Here is a 17,584-nt window from a genome sequence, read left to right as displayed (position 1 = left end):
ATCATCTTAAAGTAGCCAAACGAAAAACCATCATAGCGGAAAGCGGTTTTTTCTGCTTTAATAGATTTAACATTTTTATGAAATATTTTAACTTTTATAATTTGTTTTATAATTTTTTATTCCAATCAAACGATTAGTTAAAAAACAATCCATCAAGCTTTTTGGCAAATCTGAAACAAAAAAGCTTTTTTAAGTCATTTAAAGAAAAAACCATTCAATCCGGATTATTGCGTTACGCATAAATTGTTTAGGCCGATCCAAGCAACAATGCCTGTCTGAAAAGTTTCTGCGAAGCCAAAACTTTTCAGACAGGCATACTTGTGCTCTGATACAAACCAAGCTTATTTACTGCTTGTCTTTTGCTTTTCCCAAACCTGCAAAAGCGCGGCCAATCCCTCGTTCAGTTGGCGCTGTATCTGCTGCGGCACATCAGCCAGCAATCTTTGCTCGTTTTCCACATGCTTGACCACCGCTTCCTCGATCAAAGCCTTACCGCTTTCGGTAAGCTGCACCAGCATGCTACGTGCATCTTCGGGATTCGGCAGACGCCGGATCAAACCCTGCGCCTCCAGATTTTTCAGGCGCGTGGTCATGGTGCCTGATGTTACCATCAGCGAGGCAAACAGCTCGGTCGGCGTGAGGCTGTACGGGCTGCCCGCACGGCGCAGCGTAGCCAACACGTCAAATCCGCCGCCGCTTAAACCGTATTCGGCAAACACGCCGTCCAACTCAGGCTGAACCAAAGCGGCGCAACGCTTCAAACGCCCGATTAAAGCCATATTCTCCGCCGCCAGCGCAGGCATTTCCCGCTGCCACTGCGCCACAATCAGGTGAACCGCATCTTGCTGCGTTTTCTGTGTGTCTGTATCCATCGTTTACCCTTAAAGAATGCCGTTGTTGCCGCCCGGCCTTTGATGCCTGTCTGAAAAAAATTTTGCGTGCCGCCCCATTACCGGAACGGCATCTTGAGATTTCACGCCCAATATTTTACCTTGACTTCAAGATAAAATATCATCACAATCCGTTTATCTTGAATTCAAGGTAATTTCATGCACAACCGTTTTCCACTTATCCTCATCACCGCGCTCGCGCCGCTGATCTGGGGCTCCACTTATTTAGTGACCACCGAATTTCTGCCGCCCGACCGGCCATTTACCGCCGCTTTGCTGCGCACGCTGCCGGCCGGCTTGCTGCTGCTTTTGTGGAAACGCGAATGGCCGGAAAAGCATGAAATCGGCAAAGTATTTTTGCTGGCTGTGTTTAATATCGGCTTTTTCCAAGCCATGCTGTTCGTTTCCGCTTACCGGCTGCCGGGCGGCCTGGCTGCCATTCTCACTTCCACGCAAACTTTGATGGTTTTGCTGCTGGTTTGGCTGGTCGGCAAAAGCAAACCGCCTAAAACCGCTTGGTTTTCCGCTATTTTAGGTGTGGCGGGCATAATGTTGCTTGTATATTCCCCACAAATCCGGTTCGACCCGATTGGCATCGCCAGCGCCCTGCTTGGCGCAGCTTCGATGGCTATCGGGATTTTTTTCTCGAAACATTGGCGGTTCGGCCTTTCCATATTGGCCTTCACCGGCTGGCAATTGCTTCTTGGCGGCTTGTGCCTCCTACCCGTGGCATTATGGCTCGAACCACCGCTTCCGGCATTGAGCGCAGCCAATATAGGCGGCTATGTTTACCTCTGTCTGCTCGGAACCGTATTGGCTTATGTTTTGTTTTTCTATGGCCTCAACAAACTGCCCTCTGCCGTGGTGTCCGCCCTCGGCCTGCTCAGCCCGATTGCGGCATTTCTGCTCGGCTGGCTGTTTTTGGGGCAAAGCCTGAATGTTCAATCCATGATCGGATTAACCTTGGCCTTATTTTCCATCTTCGGCGTACAACGCGCGCTCCAAAACTCAAAGGAATCTGCATGACCCCGTTTTTTCAATTATTACAACAGCGTGTTTCGGCCTATGGTTTTTCAGACAGCCATATCAGTGAACCCGAATTGCACTACCTGATCAAAGCTGCCTGCCATGCGCCTTCTGCTTATCATCTGCAAAACTGGCATTTCACTGCCGTCTGCTCAGAAAAAGCCAAACAAGCTTTATACCATGCTGCTTTTAGCCAGCATAAAATTATGCAGGCCGCCGCGGTCATTGTGATCAGCGGCAAGCTCACAGGCCATCAGGATTTAAACGAAAAATTGCAAGCCTCTGTTCAGGCAGGCATCATCGACAATGACACGGCGCAAAACTGGGTTTCCGCCGCACATTCCGCCTTTCACAATAACCCGCAAGCCCAGCGAGACGAAGCCATACGCAGCGCCTCACTCGCCGCTATGACTCTGATGCTGGCTGCCCAAGAACAAGGCTGGGCGAGCTGTCCGATGAGTGGTTTCGACACCGAAGCCGTGCGTCAAACCGCAGGCCTGTCTGAAAACCTGTTACCCGTATTACTAGTGGCCATCGGGAAAACAGACGGCCGGCAAAAACAGAAAATTCGTGCTCAAGCTGAGTGGGCGGTAATTTGATACATATAGCAAATAAACTGAATTTTAATAACTACAATAACAAATGCCTGTCTGAAACATTTTTTCAGACAGGCATTTCCATTCAAAACTGCTTATTTCTTCAGCCTCGCATGCAGCTCCTGCACGCTGTACACGCCCATGGCGTTGAGGCTCTTCACGCCTTCGCTCATGGCTTCGCCGCCGGCAATGGTGGTGTATTGCGGCACGCGCTGGGTGAGCGCGCTGCGGCGGATGCTGTGGCTGTCGGCCACGGCTTGCGGGTCGCTGATCACGGTGTTGACCACCAGCGCGATTTCGCCGTTTTTAATGGCATCGACAATATGCGGGCGGCCTTCCAATACTTTGTTGACCACCTGCACGTTTACGCCGTGTTCTTTCAGGTAGGCTGCGGTGCCGCGGGTAGCGCACACGCCGTAGCCGAGCGATTGGAAGTTTTTCGCGGTTTGCACCACCAGCGGTTTGTCTTCGTCGCGCACGGCGATAAACACTTTGCCCACCGCCGGCATACGTTCGCCCGCGCCCAGTTGGGCTTTCAGGTAGGCTTCGGAGAAGGTTTCGCCCACACCCATCACTTCGCCGGTGGAGCGCATTTCCGGGCCGAGAATGGTGTCCACGCCGGGGAATTTGATGAACGGGAACACGGCCTCTTTCACGGCGTAGAAATCCGGAATCACTTCTTTTTCAACGCCTTGCTCTTTCAGGCTGATGCCCGCCATTGCACGCGCGCCCACTTTGGCCAGCGGCACGGAAGTGGCTTTGGAAACGAACGGCACGGTACGCGAGGCGCGCGGGTTCACTTCCAGCACGAACACCACACCGTCTTGCACGGCAAACTGCACGTTCATCAGGCCGACCACATTCAACGCATAAGCCATGGCTTTGGTTTGGCGGCGGATTTCTTCTTGAATCTCTTCAGAGAGCGAGTATGGCGGCAGCGAGCAGCCTGAGTCGCCCGAGTGGATACCGGCCTGCTCGATGTGCTGCATAATGCCGCCGATGACGATGTCTTTGCCGTCTGAAACGCAATCCACGTCCACTTCAATCGCGTTGTTCAGGAAGAAATCGAGCAGTACGGGGCTGTCTTCGGAAACCTGCACGGCTTCGCGCATATAGGTTTTGAGCTGCTCTTGCGTATGCACCACCTGCATGGCGCGGCCGCCCAATACATAAGACGGGCGCACCACCAGCGGATAGCCGATTTCTTCGGCCAGCACCAGTGCTTCTTCTTCGTTGCGCGCGGTGCGGTTGGGCGGTTGGCGCAGGCCGAGGTCGTTGAGCACTTTTTGGAAGCGTTCGCGGTCTTCGGCAGCGTCAATCGAATCGGCCGACGTGCCGATGATGTTCACGCCGTTTTCCACCAGCGCGTTGGCGAGTTTCAGCGGGGTTTGGCCGCCGTAATGCACAATCACGCCCCACGGGTTTTCGGTGCGCACGATTTCCAGCACGTCTTCCAGCGTGAGCGGCTCGAAGTAGAGGCGGTCGGAAGTGTCGAAGTCGGTGGATACGGTTTCGGGGTTGCAGTTCACCATAATGGTTTCAAAACCCGATTCGCGCAGCGCCAGTGCGGCGTGTACGCAGCAATAGTCGAACTCGATACCTTGGCCGATACGGTTGGGGCCGCCGCCGAGAATCATCACTTTGCGTTTTTCAGACGGCCTTGCTTCGCACTCTTCTTCATAAGTGGAATAGAGATACGCCGTGTCGGATTGGAACTCCGCCGCGCAAGTATCCACGCGCTTGTACACGGGGTGCAGATTCAGGCCGTAGCGGTGTTCGCGCACTTCTTTTTCAGACAGGCCTAACAATTGCGCCAAACGCTTGTCTGAAAAACCTTTGCGTTTCAAGCGGCGCAGCGTGGCAAAGTCCAAATCGTTCAAACGGCCGTCTGAAACCTTTTGCTCTTCCTGAATAAGGTCTTCAATCTGCGCCAAGAACCACGGATCAATCGCGCAAATTTCGTGGATTTCTTCCTTGCTGAAACCGGCGCGGAAAGCATCGGCCACATACAGAATGCGCTCGGGGCCGGGGTTGGCCAGCTCGCGGCGGATCACGTTTTTATCGTCGGTGCGCGGGTTGAAGCCGCACAAACCGGTTTCCAAACCGCGCAGGGCTTTTTGCATCGACTCCTGAATCGTGCGGCCCATCGCCATCACTTCGCCCACCGATTTCATTTGCGTGGTCAGGCGGTCGTCGGCAGCGGGGAATTTTTCAAACGCAAAACGCGGGATTTTCGTTACCACATAATCAATCGAAGGCTCGAAAGACGCAGGCGTGCGGCCGCCGGTGATGTCGTTGCGCAGTTCGTCCAACGTGAAGCCCACCGCCAGTTTCGCGGCCACTTTCGCAATCGGGAAGCCCGTGGCCTTGGAAGCCAGCGCCGAAGAACGGCTCACGCGCGGGTTCATCTCAATCACAATCATCTCACCGTTTTCAGGGTTGATGGCAAACTGCACGTTCGAGCCGCCCGTGTCCACGCCGATTTCGCGCAGCACCGCCAGCGAAGCATTACGCATGATTTGGTATTCTTTGTCGGTAAGCGTTTGCGCGGGCGCAACCGTAATCGAGTCGCCGGTATGCACGCCCATCGGGTCGAAGTTTTCAATCGAACAGATGATGATGCAGTTGTCGTTTTTATCGCGCACCACCTCCATTTCGTACTCTTTCCAACCGAGTACCGACTGTTCAATCAACAACTCATGCGTGGGCGACGCATCGAAACCGCGTTCGCAAATCGCCAAAAACTCGTCTTTATTGTAGGCAATGCCGCCACCCGAACCGCCCATGGTGAAAGACGGACGGATCAGCGTGGGAAAGCCCACCTGCTCCTGCGCCGCCAGCGCTTCGTTCATGGTGTGGCACACAAAAGATTTCGGGCAATGCAGGCCGATTTTTTCCATCGCCTCTTTAAAGCGGCCGCGGTCTTCCGCTTTATCAATCGCGTCTTCGGTGGCGCCGATCAGCTCAACGTTATATTTCGCCAGCACACCGTTGCGCGCCAAATCCAGCGCGCAGTTCAACGCCGTTTGGCCGCCCATGGTCGGCAACACCGCATCGGGGCGCTCTTTGGCGATAATCTTTTCCACCGTCTGCCACATAATCGGCTCGATATAGGTAACATCGGCCATTTCAGGGTCGGTCATAATCGTGGCGGGGTTGGAATTGACGAGAATGACTTTATAGCCTTCCTCGCGCAAAGCCTTACACGCTTGCGCGCCGGAATAGTCGAACTCGCAGGCCTGGCCGATCACAATGGGGCCGGCGCCGATGATAAGGATGGATTTTAGGTCGGTACGTTTGGGCATAATTTTTACTCACAACACTAGAATATTCGGATTAAATAATTTACCAACTTGGGCCATCTATTGTTCTTTCTATCGTTGGCTTCTCGGGTTGAATGGTTGGCTCTGGAACATTTAAAGCCATTTGTAACTTTGGAGATGTACTGATTAATTCATTTAATGAAACAGCAATGCCATCTTTTGTTACAGCTAATGCATTAGCAAATGGAGACCTAGATGAACTATATGAATCTTTCCCTTTTTTAAGGGAACAGAAAAATTTAAGATATTCAAAGAAATCTTTTGACTTTATTGCATATTTTTCAAAAAATTTATATTCATCGTAATATGAACTTCCTAATATCTTCTTATTTTCTGAAGCAATAAAATCAATATAATGCTCAAATGCTAGGCCAAAACCTAGTTTTTCTTTTGTTTCAATATTCGTAAAAATACCACCATAAACAACAAAATGGCATCTATTGAATTTATGATTTTTAATTTTTGTTAATGCGACATTATAATCATCAAATTTAATTAATTCTTTTTCAATATGCTTTTTGTCTTTCTTCTTTTTGAATTCAATTAAAAAAAACTCATTGTTTTCATTTGAAAAAAGAGCATCACCTGCTTGCTCTAAATTCCCATCTAATGGGATAGCATCAAATTTCAATTTAGACCATGCAATAAATTTATATTCAACAGTTTTTTCCCACCAGTGAAGTTGTTGTATTAACATACTAAATTCCTTTGTACAAATAAATTCTTCAATAATGGCAACCAAGCAACGCAGCAAGCGCAGCCTGCGTGCAGAGTGTATGGCATAGCCACGCACGCGTTTTTCATTCTTACTAAAAATGTTAACCACCGCGTGCGTGCCGTTGGCACACACCCTACCGGTTTTCAGACAATGCCGTCTGAAATTGTTTCAGCAAGCGTAGGTCGGATACTCGTATCCGACAAACCATTTGAGGCCGTCTGAACTATTTTTCCTTACAGCACATTTCCCTATCTGTCGGATTCAAGAATCCGACCTACATCAGAGCAATCTGAAGTACGCGTTTTTTATTTGTACCGCAGGCCTCAGCGACCGCGTGCGTACCGTTGGCGCACACCCTACCAATCAATGCCTGTCTGAAAACTCAATCGTGCTAGGCTTTTCCTCGCACATCCACACACTGCGTTTATCTTATAAAAAGGCCGTCTGATTGTCAGACAGCCTTATGTTATGCGCTTGTTTTTTTCTGCCTGAGTGGTTTTTTATCCGGCCAGGCGGGATTATACGATATTTAACGGCACTTGATTATGCTTGGATCAAAAATGTTTTCAAATGCGCAGCTTACCATAGATGGCGCATGGCTTCGTGTTCTTGTCGGATGCGGATGGCGAGAATCACGAAGTAAACGGGCAGGCCGATAGTCATGGTGGTCCAAGCGTGGCAGAGCAGACCGATGCCGATAAGTTCGGGGATGACGTTGAGAAAATAATTGGGATGGCGCACATGGCGGAAAAGCCAGGAGCGGTTGATGGTGTGCCGTGGGTGGATGTAGATTTTCAGCGTCCAGATTTCGCCGAGCTCGCGGATCACGTAAAACAGCATGACGAGGGCGAAAGCGGTAACGGCGGTGCCGGCGGTGGAAACGGCATCAAACTGCACGCCGCGGATGTGGGATTCGGCCAGAGCGGCGAAGTAATAGGCGATATGTGCGGCGGCGAGCAGCTTGGAATTTTTCTCGCCGAACTGCTTGGCACCTTCGGCGATCAGGCGCTTCTCGTTGCGGATGGAAATGGAAAGGGATACGAGGCGGATGGCGAAAAACAGGATGAAAATCAGGGAGATCATCGAAGCGGTTTCCTTATGTTTGTGAAGTGTTTTGTTTTCAGACAGGCATTGTTGAATCAATCGGATGCCATACTCGGGTTGGGCTCATGCGACTAAAGCGGCAGCCCAGCGTAGCCTGCGTGTAGAGTGTGTGGCGCAGCCACGCACGCGTTGTTGATTTCTTATGCAAACCAATCGCCACGTGCGTGCCGTTGGTATACAACCTACCGATTTTTGGTTCAGGCCGTCTGAATTTTCATAAAGCCAGCGTAGGTTGGATTGCAAACCCAACATCTCCATGATTTCCATTATTTATTGGAATTCCTTCTCAACCTGCGACTGCTTCTTTAAGTGTAAATCTTTATCAAATACAAAACCAGAATAAATATCCACCATATCGCGTAAAACAAATTTCTTTTATTAAGAAGAATTTCACTCAAAAACAAAAAGGTAAAAGCTACCAAAAATAAAATTCCAGCAGTAATTACAATTGAAAGAAAAAAAGTAGTATTAAATTGTGGCAAATATGATGGTTGAACAATAGCAAGGGTTGCGATAACAACTAAAAATATACTTGCCCCAACAACAAACCCATACAAAACTCCTCCTGCCATATATTTCAATACATGTACAATATAATCATCAAAAAACTCTGTTTCATACAACTTGGATATATTATTTATAACTAAACTTATTAAGCTTGCTACGACAATAAAAGTATCCAACCTAGACTTATTAATATTACCTATCCAAAAGTCTAAAAATAACCCAACAAAAAAAATGAAAGAAAATAATATTACAACGAAAAAAGTAATAGGATATTTTACAAATTTTGCATTATTTTTCTGCTGTTTATTAATCCGATCTATCCGTTTTTCCAGAAAAGATATAAATTTTCTTGCACAAAAATTAGACAGTTTATTTATATTTATCATAAAACAAATGAATTTCTGCATAACTTCAACCCAATTCTGCCGGCACTCAACGCGGCAGCGTGAACACACCGCGCCCGACTTCCACTACACGCCCGCCCACATAGATATTTTCGGCTTCGTCCACACGCAAGCTAAGGCGGTTGGGACGGCCGGTTTGGTCGCCCTGCCGCACGCTGCGTTTGAGCGGGAAAGTGCCGCGCGAAAGATAATAGGCGCCGAGGTTGGCACAGGCTGATCCGGTGCCGCTGTCTTCTAAAACGGCACCGTTTTGTGCGTAAAACATCCGCGCCTGAACGGTGTCGCCTTGTTCGTGCCACAGGTAAATCATGGTGCGCCCCGAATCGGCACGGCAAACGGCATTAAGCTTGGCGTAATCGATGCGTGCGTTTTCCAGCGCGGCGACGGTAGAAACTTGCAGCAAAAGTTGCGGCGAACCGCTATCCAGCCAGTAAGCGTGTTCGGCGATTTGCGCCTCGGGAATGCCTGCGGCTTCGGCCAATTCCACACGGGAAGCGCTTGAAGGGCGGCAGGTGTAACCGCTGATTTTCAGGGTCATCGTGTTGTTTGAGCCGCTCAGGCAAACGGGCTTGGCGCGGGTGTTGAGCACAAAGCTTTCAGACAGGCCTTGCCGTTGCTGCAACACGTATGCGCTGCCGAGGATGGGATGGCCGGCCAGCGGCAGCTCGTGTGCGGGCGTGAAAATCCGCAGGTCGGCGGCGGCGGATTCCGAGGGGAAGGCAAACGCGGTTTCACTTAAATTAAACTGGCGCGCAATCTGCTGCATGGCCTCGTCGTCCAGTCCTTCGGCTTGGGGAAAGACAGCCAGCGGGTTGCCGCCGAAATGGGTTTCGGCAAACACGTTGACCAAAACAAATTCATATTCGCGCATGGTTTGCTCCTTAAATTTGAAATGTTCAGGCAGGCATTCCGCGTGCCCGCTTTATATCGCGGCCATCCACATTCTCACGGCAAACGCGGCGAACATCAGCCCTACGGCGCCCATGGCGGCGGCGGATAGTTTATGGTGCCGCCGAAAGAGGCGCGTCATATTGTGTCCGGCGAACACCAGCATGTTGAGATAAATAAAACTGGTGGCCTGCAAAATCAGCGCCAACACGAGAAACGAAAGCGCGGGGTGCGGGTAAGCGGGGTCGACGAACTGCACGAAAAACGAGAGGAAAAACAATATGGCTTTCGGGTTGGTCAGGCTCAGCAGCAAGGCGCGTTTGAAAATGTGGGGCGCGGGTCCGGCGGCGGCTTCGGAGCCGGTTGGAAATTTAGACGGATCAAGCTGCCATTTTCTTACAGCGCCGCGCAGCAAGTTGAAGCCGATATAGGCCAGATACAGCCCGCCCACCAGCTTGAGGCCGTGAAACAGCGGCGGGTAGAGTTTTAATAATGTGCCCGCGCCCAAAACGGTGGCGAGTATCAGGAAGGAATCGCCCAGAATAATGCCTGCGATGGCGCGGTAAGCCGCTTTTACGCCGTGCTGCGCCGCCATGGAAAGGCAAAACATGGAATTGGGGCCGGGCAATAAAATCACGGCGACCGTGCCGATAATGTAGGTGGTGAGATTGATGGTGCCGAGCATGGTTTTCAGACAGGCATTGGGTTTGCGGATAAAGGGCTTGGCATTTTATAACGGATGGCCGGCCTTGCGGTAGACGGAAATGTTGCTGGAAATTTATCGGATTCGAGAATGAGACGGACGCAGCAGATTTGTCGGATTCAAGAATCCTACCTACGGTGGCCAATATGCCTGTCTGAAAACATTCTTTCAGACAGGCATGTGTATCGCAACAATCCAACCCTAACGCGCCAATTTCAAAATCTTCCACGCGCCCGAGCCCACCAACACGAATACGATTGTGCCCACTATCAAATCAGGATATTTGGAATGCGTCCACAGCGTGAACGCGCCGGCGGCTATCACGCCCAAGTTCACGATAATGTCGTTCGACGTGAAAATCATGCTGGCCTGCATATGCGCTTCGCGGCTTTTGCTTTTTTGCAGCAGGTAAAGGCACAAAGCATTACCCGCCAGCGCGAGCAGGGAAACGGCAATCATGGTTTTGAAATCGGGCACGCGCTCCCAGCCGATAAAGCGTTTCACCACTTCGGCAAAGCCCCACAGCGCCAACACCAGCTGGAATACGCCGGCTGAAAATGCGGTTTTTTTCTTGCGCTGCACGGTGCCGCCCACGGCCAGCAGGGCGAGCGCATACACGGCGCTGTCGGCGAGCATGTCCAAGCTGTCGGCCAGCAAACCCATCGAACCGGCCAACACGCCGCTTACGGCTTCCAGAAAAAAGAAAAAGAGGTTAATCGCCAGCACTTGCCACAACAATGCGCGTTCCGCTTCGCCCCGCCCTTGCGCAGCGGCGCCCTGCTCTATTGTGTCTACGGCTTCGCTGCCGATCAGGGTGGTGTCGAACTTCAGGCTGTCGAGCTGTTTGAAAACGGCTTCATGGCCGCCTTCGTGATACACCGTGAGCCGCCGGCCGGGAATGTCGAAATCCAACGCATGTATGCTGCGACACCCGGCCAATTTCATCCGGATCATCTGCTCTTCCGAGGGGCAGTCCATTTTGGCGATATTGAAAACGGTTTTTTGCATCATGTCGAAATCCTGCCTTTGTGTGATAGTGAATCAACTTAAAAAATAGTACGTTCGTCATACTCGGTGTGTTTATAAATGGCGCTCTAAAAAACCCAGCATATTGCGCCAGCTGGTTTCGGCGGCCTCGGCATTGTAGTCGAGAAAATCGACATGGTTTTTCTCGCCGTTTTCGGTGGCTTGCGGATTGGTGAAACCGTGTTTCACGCCGGGGAACACGTCGATATGGTAAACCACTTTGGCATCATCCATTTCTTTACGGAACGCGGCCACGTCGTCCATAGTGGTGAGCGTGTCGGCCTCGCCGTGCTGCACCAGGATTTCGCCCTTCACCATGCCTTCAAGCGCAAGCACGGCGGGCGTGAGGATGCCGTGGAAACTGGTTACGGCCTTGAGCGGCAGGCCGCGGCGCGCCATATCCAGCACCACTTTGCCGCCGAAGCAGAAGCCGACGGCGCCCACATTTATTTGCGCCACTTCGGGCAGGTTTTGCAGTTGGGTCAGCGCAAGGTCGGTGCGATCGTTAAGGATTTCGGGGTGTTCAAGCAGATAAGTCATGTTTTGGTTGGCTACGTCTGCTTTGTCGGTGAGCAGTGCATCGCCGTATAAATCGATCGCCAGCGCCGCGTAGCCGGCTTCGGCCAAACGCTCGGCGCTGCGTTTGACGTGTTCACTCAAGCCCCACCATTCCGGCGCTACCAACACGCCGGAAAGGCCGTCTACAGCTTGCTTGGGCAGACAGAGATGGCTTTTGAGGGTGACGCCTTGCGAATCGGTGTAGCTTAGGGTACGGGTTTGAATTGTCATGCTTTTTCTCCTTTGTTAATTTTTCAGACAGGGGTTTGAGGATAACTGAATTATTTTATTTGTGCCATATCATTTTTCCGGCAATAAAATAGCGTTAGAATCGTTTCTTATTTTTATACAATAATCATCAAGGAGTATCCGGTATGGATAAATTGGGTTTTAAGCCGATACCTGCTGCGGTTGCACTGGCAATCGCCCTGGTCATTTGGTTTCTGATTCCCGTACCCGCAGGGGTTGCGCCGCAAGCCTGGCATCTGCTGGCGATGTTTGTGGGCATCATCGCGGCAATTATCGGCAAAGCCATGCCCATCGGCGCGCTGGCCATGCTGGCGATTATGCTGGTGGCGGTAACCGGCGTTACCGCGGAAAAACCTGACAATGCCATGAAAGACGCATTAAGCAGCTTTGCCAGCCCCCTGATTTGGCTGATCGGCGTGTCGATCATGATTTCCCGCGGCATCCTGAAAACCGGTTTGGGCGCGCGCATCGGCTATCTGTTTATTTCCGTGTTCGGTAAAAAAACGCTGGGCATCGGATATAGTTTGGCATTTTCCGAGCTACTGATTGCGCCGGTTACGCCGAGCAACACGGCGCGCGGCGGCGGCATTATCCACCCGATTATGAAAGCGATTGCCAGTAGCTACGATTCCGACCCCGAAAAAGGCACGCAAAGCCGTATGGGTAAATATCTGGCGCTGGTCAATTACCACAGCAACCCGATTACCTCGGCCATGTTTATCACCGCCACTGCGCCCAACCCGCTGGTGGTGAATCTGGTGGCCGATGCCACAGGCTCCGAAATCCATCTTACTTGGGGAACTTGGGCACTGGCCATGCTGCTGCCCGGTTTGGCTGCGATTGCGTTGATGCCGTTGGTGCTTTATTTCATCTTCCCGCCCGAAATCAAAAACACGCCGAATGCAGCGCAGTTTGCCAAAGAAGAATTGGCCAAACTGGGGCCGATGAGCGGCGCGGAAAAAATCATGCTGGGCGTGTTTGCCGTATTGCTGCTTTGGGCCGGCGTTCCCGCCATGATTTTTGGCAAAGCGTTCGCGGTAGATGCCACGGCCACGGCATTTATCGGCTTGGTGTTGCTGCTGCTCACCGGCGTGCTTACTTGGGATGACGTGCTGAAAGAAAAAGGCGCGTGGGATACGGTCACTTGGTTTGCCGCTTTGGTGATGATGGCCACCTTCCTCAACAAACTCGGCTTAATCGCCTGGTTTTCCGGCACGCTGGAAGACGGCATTTCCCATTTGGGTTTAGGCTGGATCGGCGCATCCGCCCTGCTGATGCTGGCTTATCTTTATGCGCATTATATGTTTGCCAGCACCACCGCCCACATCACCGCCATGTTCGGCGCGTTCTACGCTGCGGGTATCTCATTGGGCGCGCCGCCTATGCTGTTTGCCCTCTTAATGGCGGCCGCTTCCAACATTATGATGACGCTCACCCACTACGCCACCGGCACATCACCTGTGATTTTCGGTTCCGGCTATACCACCTTAAACGAATGGTGGAAAGCGGGCTTTATCATGAGCGTGGTCAACGTTATCGTGTTTGTGCTTATCGGCGGCATTTGGTGGAAAATGCTCGGCCATTGGTAATACCTCCTAAACAATAATGCCTGTCTGAAAACCGATTCAGACAGGCATTATTTTATTGAAATACCGTTTTTTATCGCTTACGACCGAAAATCAGCGACAACACAGCCAAAATCAAAAAGCCGACAAACAGAATTTTCGCAATGCTGGCAGCACTGCCGGCAATACCGCCGAAACCTAAAACACCCGCAATAATCGCGATCACAAAAAATATAACAGAGTAGCGTAGCATATTCTTTCCTTTTTTATTAAAAAATTTAGTGTGTTATATCAATCCGCCACAACATCTTCTCCCAAACACAGCGGATTGCTACTTACACTAACACACTAACCCGCCCACACCAATTACATAAATTAATAAAAATCTACAATCTAGATAAAGTTTCACAAATTAAATCAATATTTACAGCAAACTATGTAAATAATCTGTGGATAAACATCTTTCCATATAATGCATATAAATTCATTTAAACAATAACATAATGATTTCAATAAACTTTTTAAAATATCACTAAATATCCATAAATTAACAGTTTGGCATTTACAGTAAAAATCATATTAAGACACACATATAAAAGCATGTTCTCTATACTTTTTTCCTATCAATTATGTTAATAACCAAACATTATCATTGAAAAATAACGAACCTGCTCTATCTGTTTATTACGCACAATGCGTTATTTTTCAACATTAATAAACGATTAAGAGAGGAATCCATATGAACTGGGATCAAATCGAAGGTAAATGGGAACAATTTGTCGGAAAAGCCAAAGAAAAATGGGGCAAATTAACCGATGACGATTGGAAAGTTGCCGAAGGCAAACGCGACCAGCTTGCCGGTAAAATCCAAGAACGCTACGGCTACACCAAAGAGCAAGCCGAAAAAGAGTTGGACGATTGGATGAACAGCAATTAACCTCCGGCACAAGCCAGCACAGCAAAACCCGCATCAAGCGGGTTTTTTAACATATGCCTGCCTGAAAACGATCAATGCGGATTTCTGCGCAACTATATTTTCAGACAGGCATACTTAATTATCCTGCTTTACCGTCATACCCGGATCAAGCCCGGGTATGCCGAACGCACTGTTACGGCTCTAATTTCACATTGATTATAAAGTTCACCGCCCATATCCCTTATAATTCCACCATCTATCCATTTTTCAGACAGGCATTACCATGACCCAACACACCCTCCTCCTCGTCGACGGCTCTTCCTACCTCTACCGCGCTTTTCACGCCATGGCGCCGCTTACCGCACCCGACGGCACGCCCACCGGCGCGCTTTACGGCGTGCTCAACATGTTGCGCCGCCTTCGTGCCGATTACGTGCACAGTTATTGCGCGGTGGTGTTCGATGCCAAGGGCGACAACTTCCGCCACAAAATGTATCCCGACTACAAAGCCACGCGCCCGCCAATGCCCGACGAATTGCGCCCGCAAGCTGAAATGCTGCCGGAAATGGTGCGGCTGATGGGCTGGCCGGTGCTGGTTGTGCCCGATGTGGAAGCCGACGATGTCATCGGCACGCTGGCGAAAAAAGGCGAAGAAGCGGGCTGGCAGGTGGTGATTTCCACCAGCGATAAAGACATGGCGCAATTGGTTTCCGAGCACGTTACCCTGGTGAACACCATGAGCAACGAAAAGCTCGATATCGAAGGCGTGAAAAACAAATTCGGCGTGCGGCCCGAGCAAATCATTGATTATCTGACCTTAATCGGCGACAAGGTGGACAACGTGCCCGGCGTGGACAAATGCGGCCCCAAAACCGCCGCGAAATGGCTGGAGCAATACGGCACGCTGCAAAACGTGATCGACCATGCGGCTGAAATCAAAGGCAAAGTCGGCGAAAACCTGCAAGCCGCGCTGCCGAGGCTGCCCTTGTCTTACCAACTGGTTACCATCAAAACCGATGTGGATTTGCACAACGATATGGACGACGGCCTCGAAAGCTTGCGCCGCACCACGCCGAAATGGTCGCAACTGGCGGTGGAATTCAAACGCCTCAACTTCCGTACTTGGCTGAAAGAAGCCGAAGAGCGCATGCACGAAGGCAACGGCGATTTGTTCGGCGCGGCACATATCGGCGAACAGGCCGCATTAGCCGCAGAGAGGCCGTCTGAAAAAGAAATCGGTATCGCCCAAGCCCCTGAAGCTCTGGATTATCAAGCCGTTACCACAGAAAGCCAATTCGCCGCCCTGCTGGACAAATTGTCGCAAGCCGACTCCATCGGCATCGATACCGAAACCTCCAGCCTCAATCCGATGGAAGCGCAACTCGTCGGCATCAGCATTGCTTTCAAAGCAGGAGAAGCCGTGTATATCCCGCTCGGCCACACGCCCACCGCCGCGCCCGAACAGCTTGATTTGCAAGACGTATTAGGCCGTCTGAAACCCCATTTGGAGAATGCGGAACTCAAAAAAATCGGCCAAAACCTCAAATACGACCAGCACATTTTTGCTAACTACGGCATTGCCCTGAACGGCATTGCCGGCGATGCCATGCTCGCTTCCTACATCATCGAAAGCCACTTGGGACACGGCCTCGACGAGCTTTCCCAACGCTGGCTCGGCCTGCCCACCATTACCTACGAATCCCTGTGCGGCAAAGGCGCGAAGCAGATTTCGTTTGCCGATGTCGGCCTCGAACAAGCCACCGAATACGCCGCCCAAGATGCCGATTTTGCCCTGCGTATCGAAGGCTGGCTGAAAGCACAAATGGACGAAAAACAGCTTGAAATGTATCAAAACATGGAGCTGCCCGTGGCCCAAGTGCTGTTTGAAATGGAGCGTAACGGCGTACTCATCGACAAAAACGAACTCGCCCAACAAAGCCACGAAATCGGTACCCAACTGCTGGCGCTGGAGCAGCAAGCCTACGCAGCCGCAGGCCAGCCCTTCAACCTCAACTCGCCCAAACAACTGCAAGAAATCCTGTTCGACAAAATGGGCATTCCCACCAAAGGGTTGAAAAAAACCGCGTCCGGCGGCATTTCCACCAACGAAGCCGTGCTCGAGCAACTCGCGCTCGACTACCCGCTGCCCAAAATCATCTTACAAAACCGTGGTCTAGCCAAACTCAAGTCCACCTACACCGACAAACTGCCCGAGATGATCAACCCGCACACCGGCCGCGTGCATACCACCTACGCCCAAGCCGTCGCCATCACCGGCCGCCTCGCCAGCAACAACCCCAACCTGCAAAACATCCCCATCCGCACCGAAGAAGGCCGCCGCGTGCGCCGCGCCTTTACCGCACCCGCAGGCAGCGTGATTGTGTCCGCCGACTATTCCCAAATCGAGTTGCGTATCATGGCGCATTTGAGCGGCGACAAAACCCTGATCGAAGCCTTTAAAAACGGCGAAGACATCCACCGCCGCACCGCCGCCGAAGTGTTCGGCGTCGCACAAGAGAGCGTGAGCAGCGAACAGCGACGCTACGCCAAAACCATCAACTTCGGCCTCATCTACGGCATGGGCCAATACGGCCTCGCCAAATCACTGGGCATCGACAACCTTTCCGCCAAAAACTTTATTGACCGCTACTTCGCCCGCTACCCCGGCGTGGCCGACTACATGCAGCGCACCAAAGAACAAGCCGCCGCCCAAGGCTACGTAGAAACCCTGTTCGGCCGCCGCCTCTACCTGCCCGACATCCACAACAAAAACGCCAACGCCCGCGCCGGCGCCGAACGCGCCGCCATCAACGCCCCCATGCAAGGCACAGCCTCCGACCTCATCAAACGCGCCATGATCGCCGTCCGCAACTGGCTCGTTTCAGACGGCCTCCAAAGCAAACTCATCATGCAGGTGCACGACGAATTGGTGCTGGAAGTACCCGAATCGGAGTTGGATTTAGTGAAAACAAAACTGCCCGAGATTATGGCCGGAGTGGCAGAAGGCATGCTGGGCGTGCCGCTGGTGGCCGAAGTGGGCGTGGGGGAGAATTGGGAAGAGGCACATTGAGTTTATTTGACCCTATTATTCTTTCAGTATAGAATTTATCT

The 17,584-nt window shown here is 51.3% G+C and carries 15 protein-coding genes; 5 read left to right on the top strand and 10 right to left on the bottom strand.

Annotated features, from left to right (window positions below; genetic code table 11):
• Nucleotides 1–341: 341 nt before the first annotated feature.
• Nucleotides 342–872 carry a MarR family winged helix-turn-helix transcriptional regulator gene (locus tag AKG09_RS04635; RefSeq protein ID WP_054618298.1) on the bottom strand — a complete coding sequence of 177 codons (531 nt, stop codon included), beginning with the start codon at nt 870–872 and terminating at the stop codon, nt 342–344.
• Nucleotides 873–1,049: 177 nt separating this feature from the next.
• Here AKG09_RS04635 and AKG09_RS04630 point away from each other — a divergent pair, with 177 nt between their 5' ends.
• Nucleotides 1,050–1,916 (top strand): EamA family transporter, encoded by an 867-nt coding sequence (locus tag AKG09_RS04630; protein ID WP_054618297.1) that lies wholly within the window; start codon nt 1,050–1,052, stop codon nt 1,914–1,916.
• Nucleotides 1,913–2,515 carry a nitroreductase family protein gene (locus AKG09_RS04625; protein WP_054618296.1) on the top strand — a complete coding sequence of 201 codons (603 nt, stop codon included), beginning with the start codon at nt 1,913–1,915 and terminating at the stop codon, nt 2,513–2,515. The genes AKG09_RS04630 and AKG09_RS04625 overlap by 4 nt, the downstream gene beginning before the upstream one ends.
• A gap of 92 nt (nt 2,516–2,607) precedes the next feature.
• Here the strand turns inward: AKG09_RS04625 and carB are convergent, their stop codons facing one another.
• The 8 genes from carB to AKG09_RS04585 form a co-directional block, all read right to left on the bottom strand.
• Nucleotides 2,608–5,817, bottom strand: coding sequence for a carbamoyl-phosphate synthase large subunit (gene carB / locus AKG09_RS04620; protein WP_054618295.1), 3,210 nt, complete (start codon nt 5,815–5,817; stop codon nt 2,608–2,610).
• A gap of 40 nt (nt 5,818–5,857) precedes the next feature.
• A complete protein-coding gene (locus tag AKG09_RS04615) occupies nt 5,858–6,628 on the bottom strand; it encodes a hypothetical protein (RefSeq protein WP_156320798.1) in 771 nt (256 codons plus the stop codon).
• A 504-nt stretch (nt 6,629–7,132) separates the two neighbouring features.
• Entirely contained in the window at nt 7,133–7,636 is a 504-nt protein-coding gene (locus AKG09_RS04610) for an isoprenylcysteine carboxyl methyltransferase family protein (protein ID WP_054618293.1), read from the bottom strand.
• A gap of 326 nt (nt 7,637–7,962) precedes the next feature.
• Nucleotides 7,963–8,571 carry a hypothetical protein gene (locus tag AKG09_RS04605; protein ID WP_054618292.1) on the bottom strand — a complete coding sequence of 203 codons (609 nt, stop codon included), beginning with the start codon at nt 8,569–8,571 and terminating at the stop codon, nt 7,963–7,965.
• 25 nt (nt 8,572–8,596) lie between these two features.
• On the bottom strand, nt 8,597–9,439 hold the full coding sequence (locus AKG09_RS04600; RefSeq protein ID WP_054618291.1) for a PhzF family phenazine biosynthesis protein: 843 nt from the start codon (nt 9,437–9,439) through the stop codon (nt 8,597–8,599).
• A 51-nt stretch (nt 9,440–9,490) separates the two neighbouring features.
• Nucleotides 9,491–10,141 carry a leucine efflux protein LeuE gene (gene leuE / locus AKG09_RS04595; protein WP_054618290.1) on the bottom strand — a complete coding sequence of 217 codons (651 nt, stop codon included), beginning with the start codon at nt 10,139–10,141 and terminating at the stop codon, nt 9,491–9,493.
• Between the two features lie 219 nt (nt 10,142–10,360).
• On the bottom strand, nt 10,361–11,167 hold the full coding sequence (locus AKG09_RS04590) for a cation transporter (protein WP_054618344.1): 807 nt from the start codon (nt 11,165–11,167) through the stop codon (nt 10,361–10,363).
• A 72-nt stretch (nt 11,168–11,239) separates the two neighbouring features.
• Nucleotides 11,240–11,974 (bottom strand): dienelactone hydrolase family protein, encoded by a 735-nt coding sequence (locus AKG09_RS04585; RefSeq protein WP_054618289.1) that lies wholly within the window; start codon nt 11,972–11,974, stop codon nt 11,240–11,242.
• Nucleotides 11,975–12,117: 143 nt separating this feature from the next.
• On the opposite strand from AKG09_RS04585, the gene AKG09_RS04580 reads away from it, so the two are divergent.
• Nucleotides 12,118–13,581, top strand: a complete 1,464-nt coding sequence (locus AKG09_RS04580; RefSeq protein WP_082391794.1) for a DASS family sodium-coupled anion symporter — start codon at nt 12,118–12,120, stop codon at nt 13,579–13,581.
• 70 nt (nt 13,582–13,651) lie between these two features.
• On the opposite strand, the gene AKG09_RS11610 is transcribed toward AKG09_RS04580, so the two are convergent.
• Nucleotides 13,652–13,810, bottom strand: a complete 159-nt coding sequence (locus AKG09_RS11610; protein WP_082391791.1) for a DUF1328 domain-containing protein — start codon at nt 13,808–13,810, stop codon at nt 13,652–13,654.
• Nucleotides 13,811–14,296: 486 nt separating this feature from the next.
• Here AKG09_RS11610 and AKG09_RS04575 point away from each other — a divergent pair, with 486 nt between their 5' ends.
• Both AKG09_RS04575 and polA read left to right on the top strand, forming a co-directional pair.
• Nucleotides 14,297–14,494, top strand: coding sequence for a CsbD family protein (locus AKG09_RS04575; RefSeq protein ID WP_054618288.1), 198 nt, complete (start codon nt 14,297–14,299; stop codon nt 14,492–14,494).
• 262 nt (nt 14,495–14,756) lie between these two features.
• A complete protein-coding gene (gene polA, locus AKG09_RS04570; protein WP_082391788.1) occupies nt 14,757–17,543 on the top strand; it encodes a DNA polymerase I in 2,787 nt (928 codons plus the stop codon).
• The last annotated feature ends 41 nt before the right edge of the window (nt 17,544–17,584 follow it).

This window comes from Neisseria sp. 83E34 (assembly GCF_001308015.1).
GTDB lineage: Bacteria > Pseudomonadota > Gammaproteobacteria > Burkholderiales > Neisseriaceae > Neisseria.
This window is presented reverse-complemented; position numbering and strand designations above follow the sequence as displayed.

Coding starts and splice junctions, on each gene's coding strand:
- AKG09_RS04635 (WP_054618298.1), bottom strand. CDS start 872: ATGGATACAGACACACAGAAAACGCAGCAAGATGCGGTTCACCTGATT.
- AKG09_RS04630 (WP_054618297.1), top strand. CDS start 1,050: ATGCACAACCGTTTTCCACTTATCCTCATCACCGCGCTCGCGCCGCTG.
- AKG09_RS04625 (WP_054618296.1), top strand. CDS start 1,913: ATGACCCCGTTTTTTCAATTATTACAACAGCGTGTTTCGGCCTATGGT.
- carB (WP_054618295.1), bottom strand. CDS start 5,817: ATGCCCAAACGTACCGACCTAAAATCCATCCTTATCATCGGCGCCGGC.
- AKG09_RS04610 (WP_054618293.1), bottom strand. CDS start 7,636: ATGATCTCCCTGATTTTCATCCTGTTTTTCGCCATCCGCCTCGTATCC.
- AKG09_RS04605 (WP_054618292.1), bottom strand. CDS start 8,571: ATGCAGAAATTCATTTGTTTTATGATAAATATAAATAAACTGTCTAAT.
- AKG09_RS04600 (WP_054618291.1), bottom strand. CDS start 9,439: ATGCGCGAATATGAATTTGTTTTGGTCAACGTGTTTGCCGAAACCCAT.
- leuE (WP_054618290.1), bottom strand. CDS start 10,141: ATGCTCGGCACCATCAATCTCACCACCTACATTATCGGCACGGTCGCC.
- AKG09_RS04590 (WP_054618344.1), bottom strand. CDS start 11,167: ATGCAAAAAACCGTTTTCAATATCGCCAAAATGGACTGCCCCTCGGAA.
- AKG09_RS04585 (WP_054618289.1), bottom strand. CDS start 11,974: ATGACAATTCAAACCCGTACCCTAAGCTACACCGATTCGCAAGGCGTC.
- AKG09_RS04580 (WP_082391794.1), top strand. CDS start 12,118: ATGGATAAATTGGGTTTTAAGCCGATACCTGCTGCGGTTGCACTGGCA.
- AKG09_RS11610 (WP_082391791.1), bottom strand. CDS start 13,810: ATGCTACGCTACTCTGTTATATTTTTTGTGATCGCGATTATTGCGGGT.
- AKG09_RS04575 (WP_054618288.1), top strand. CDS start 14,297: ATGAACTGGGATCAAATCGAAGGTAAATGGGAACAATTTGTCGGAAAA.
- polA (WP_082391788.1), top strand. CDS start 14,757: ATGACCCAACACACCCTCCTCCTCGTCGACGGCTCTTCCTACCTCTAC.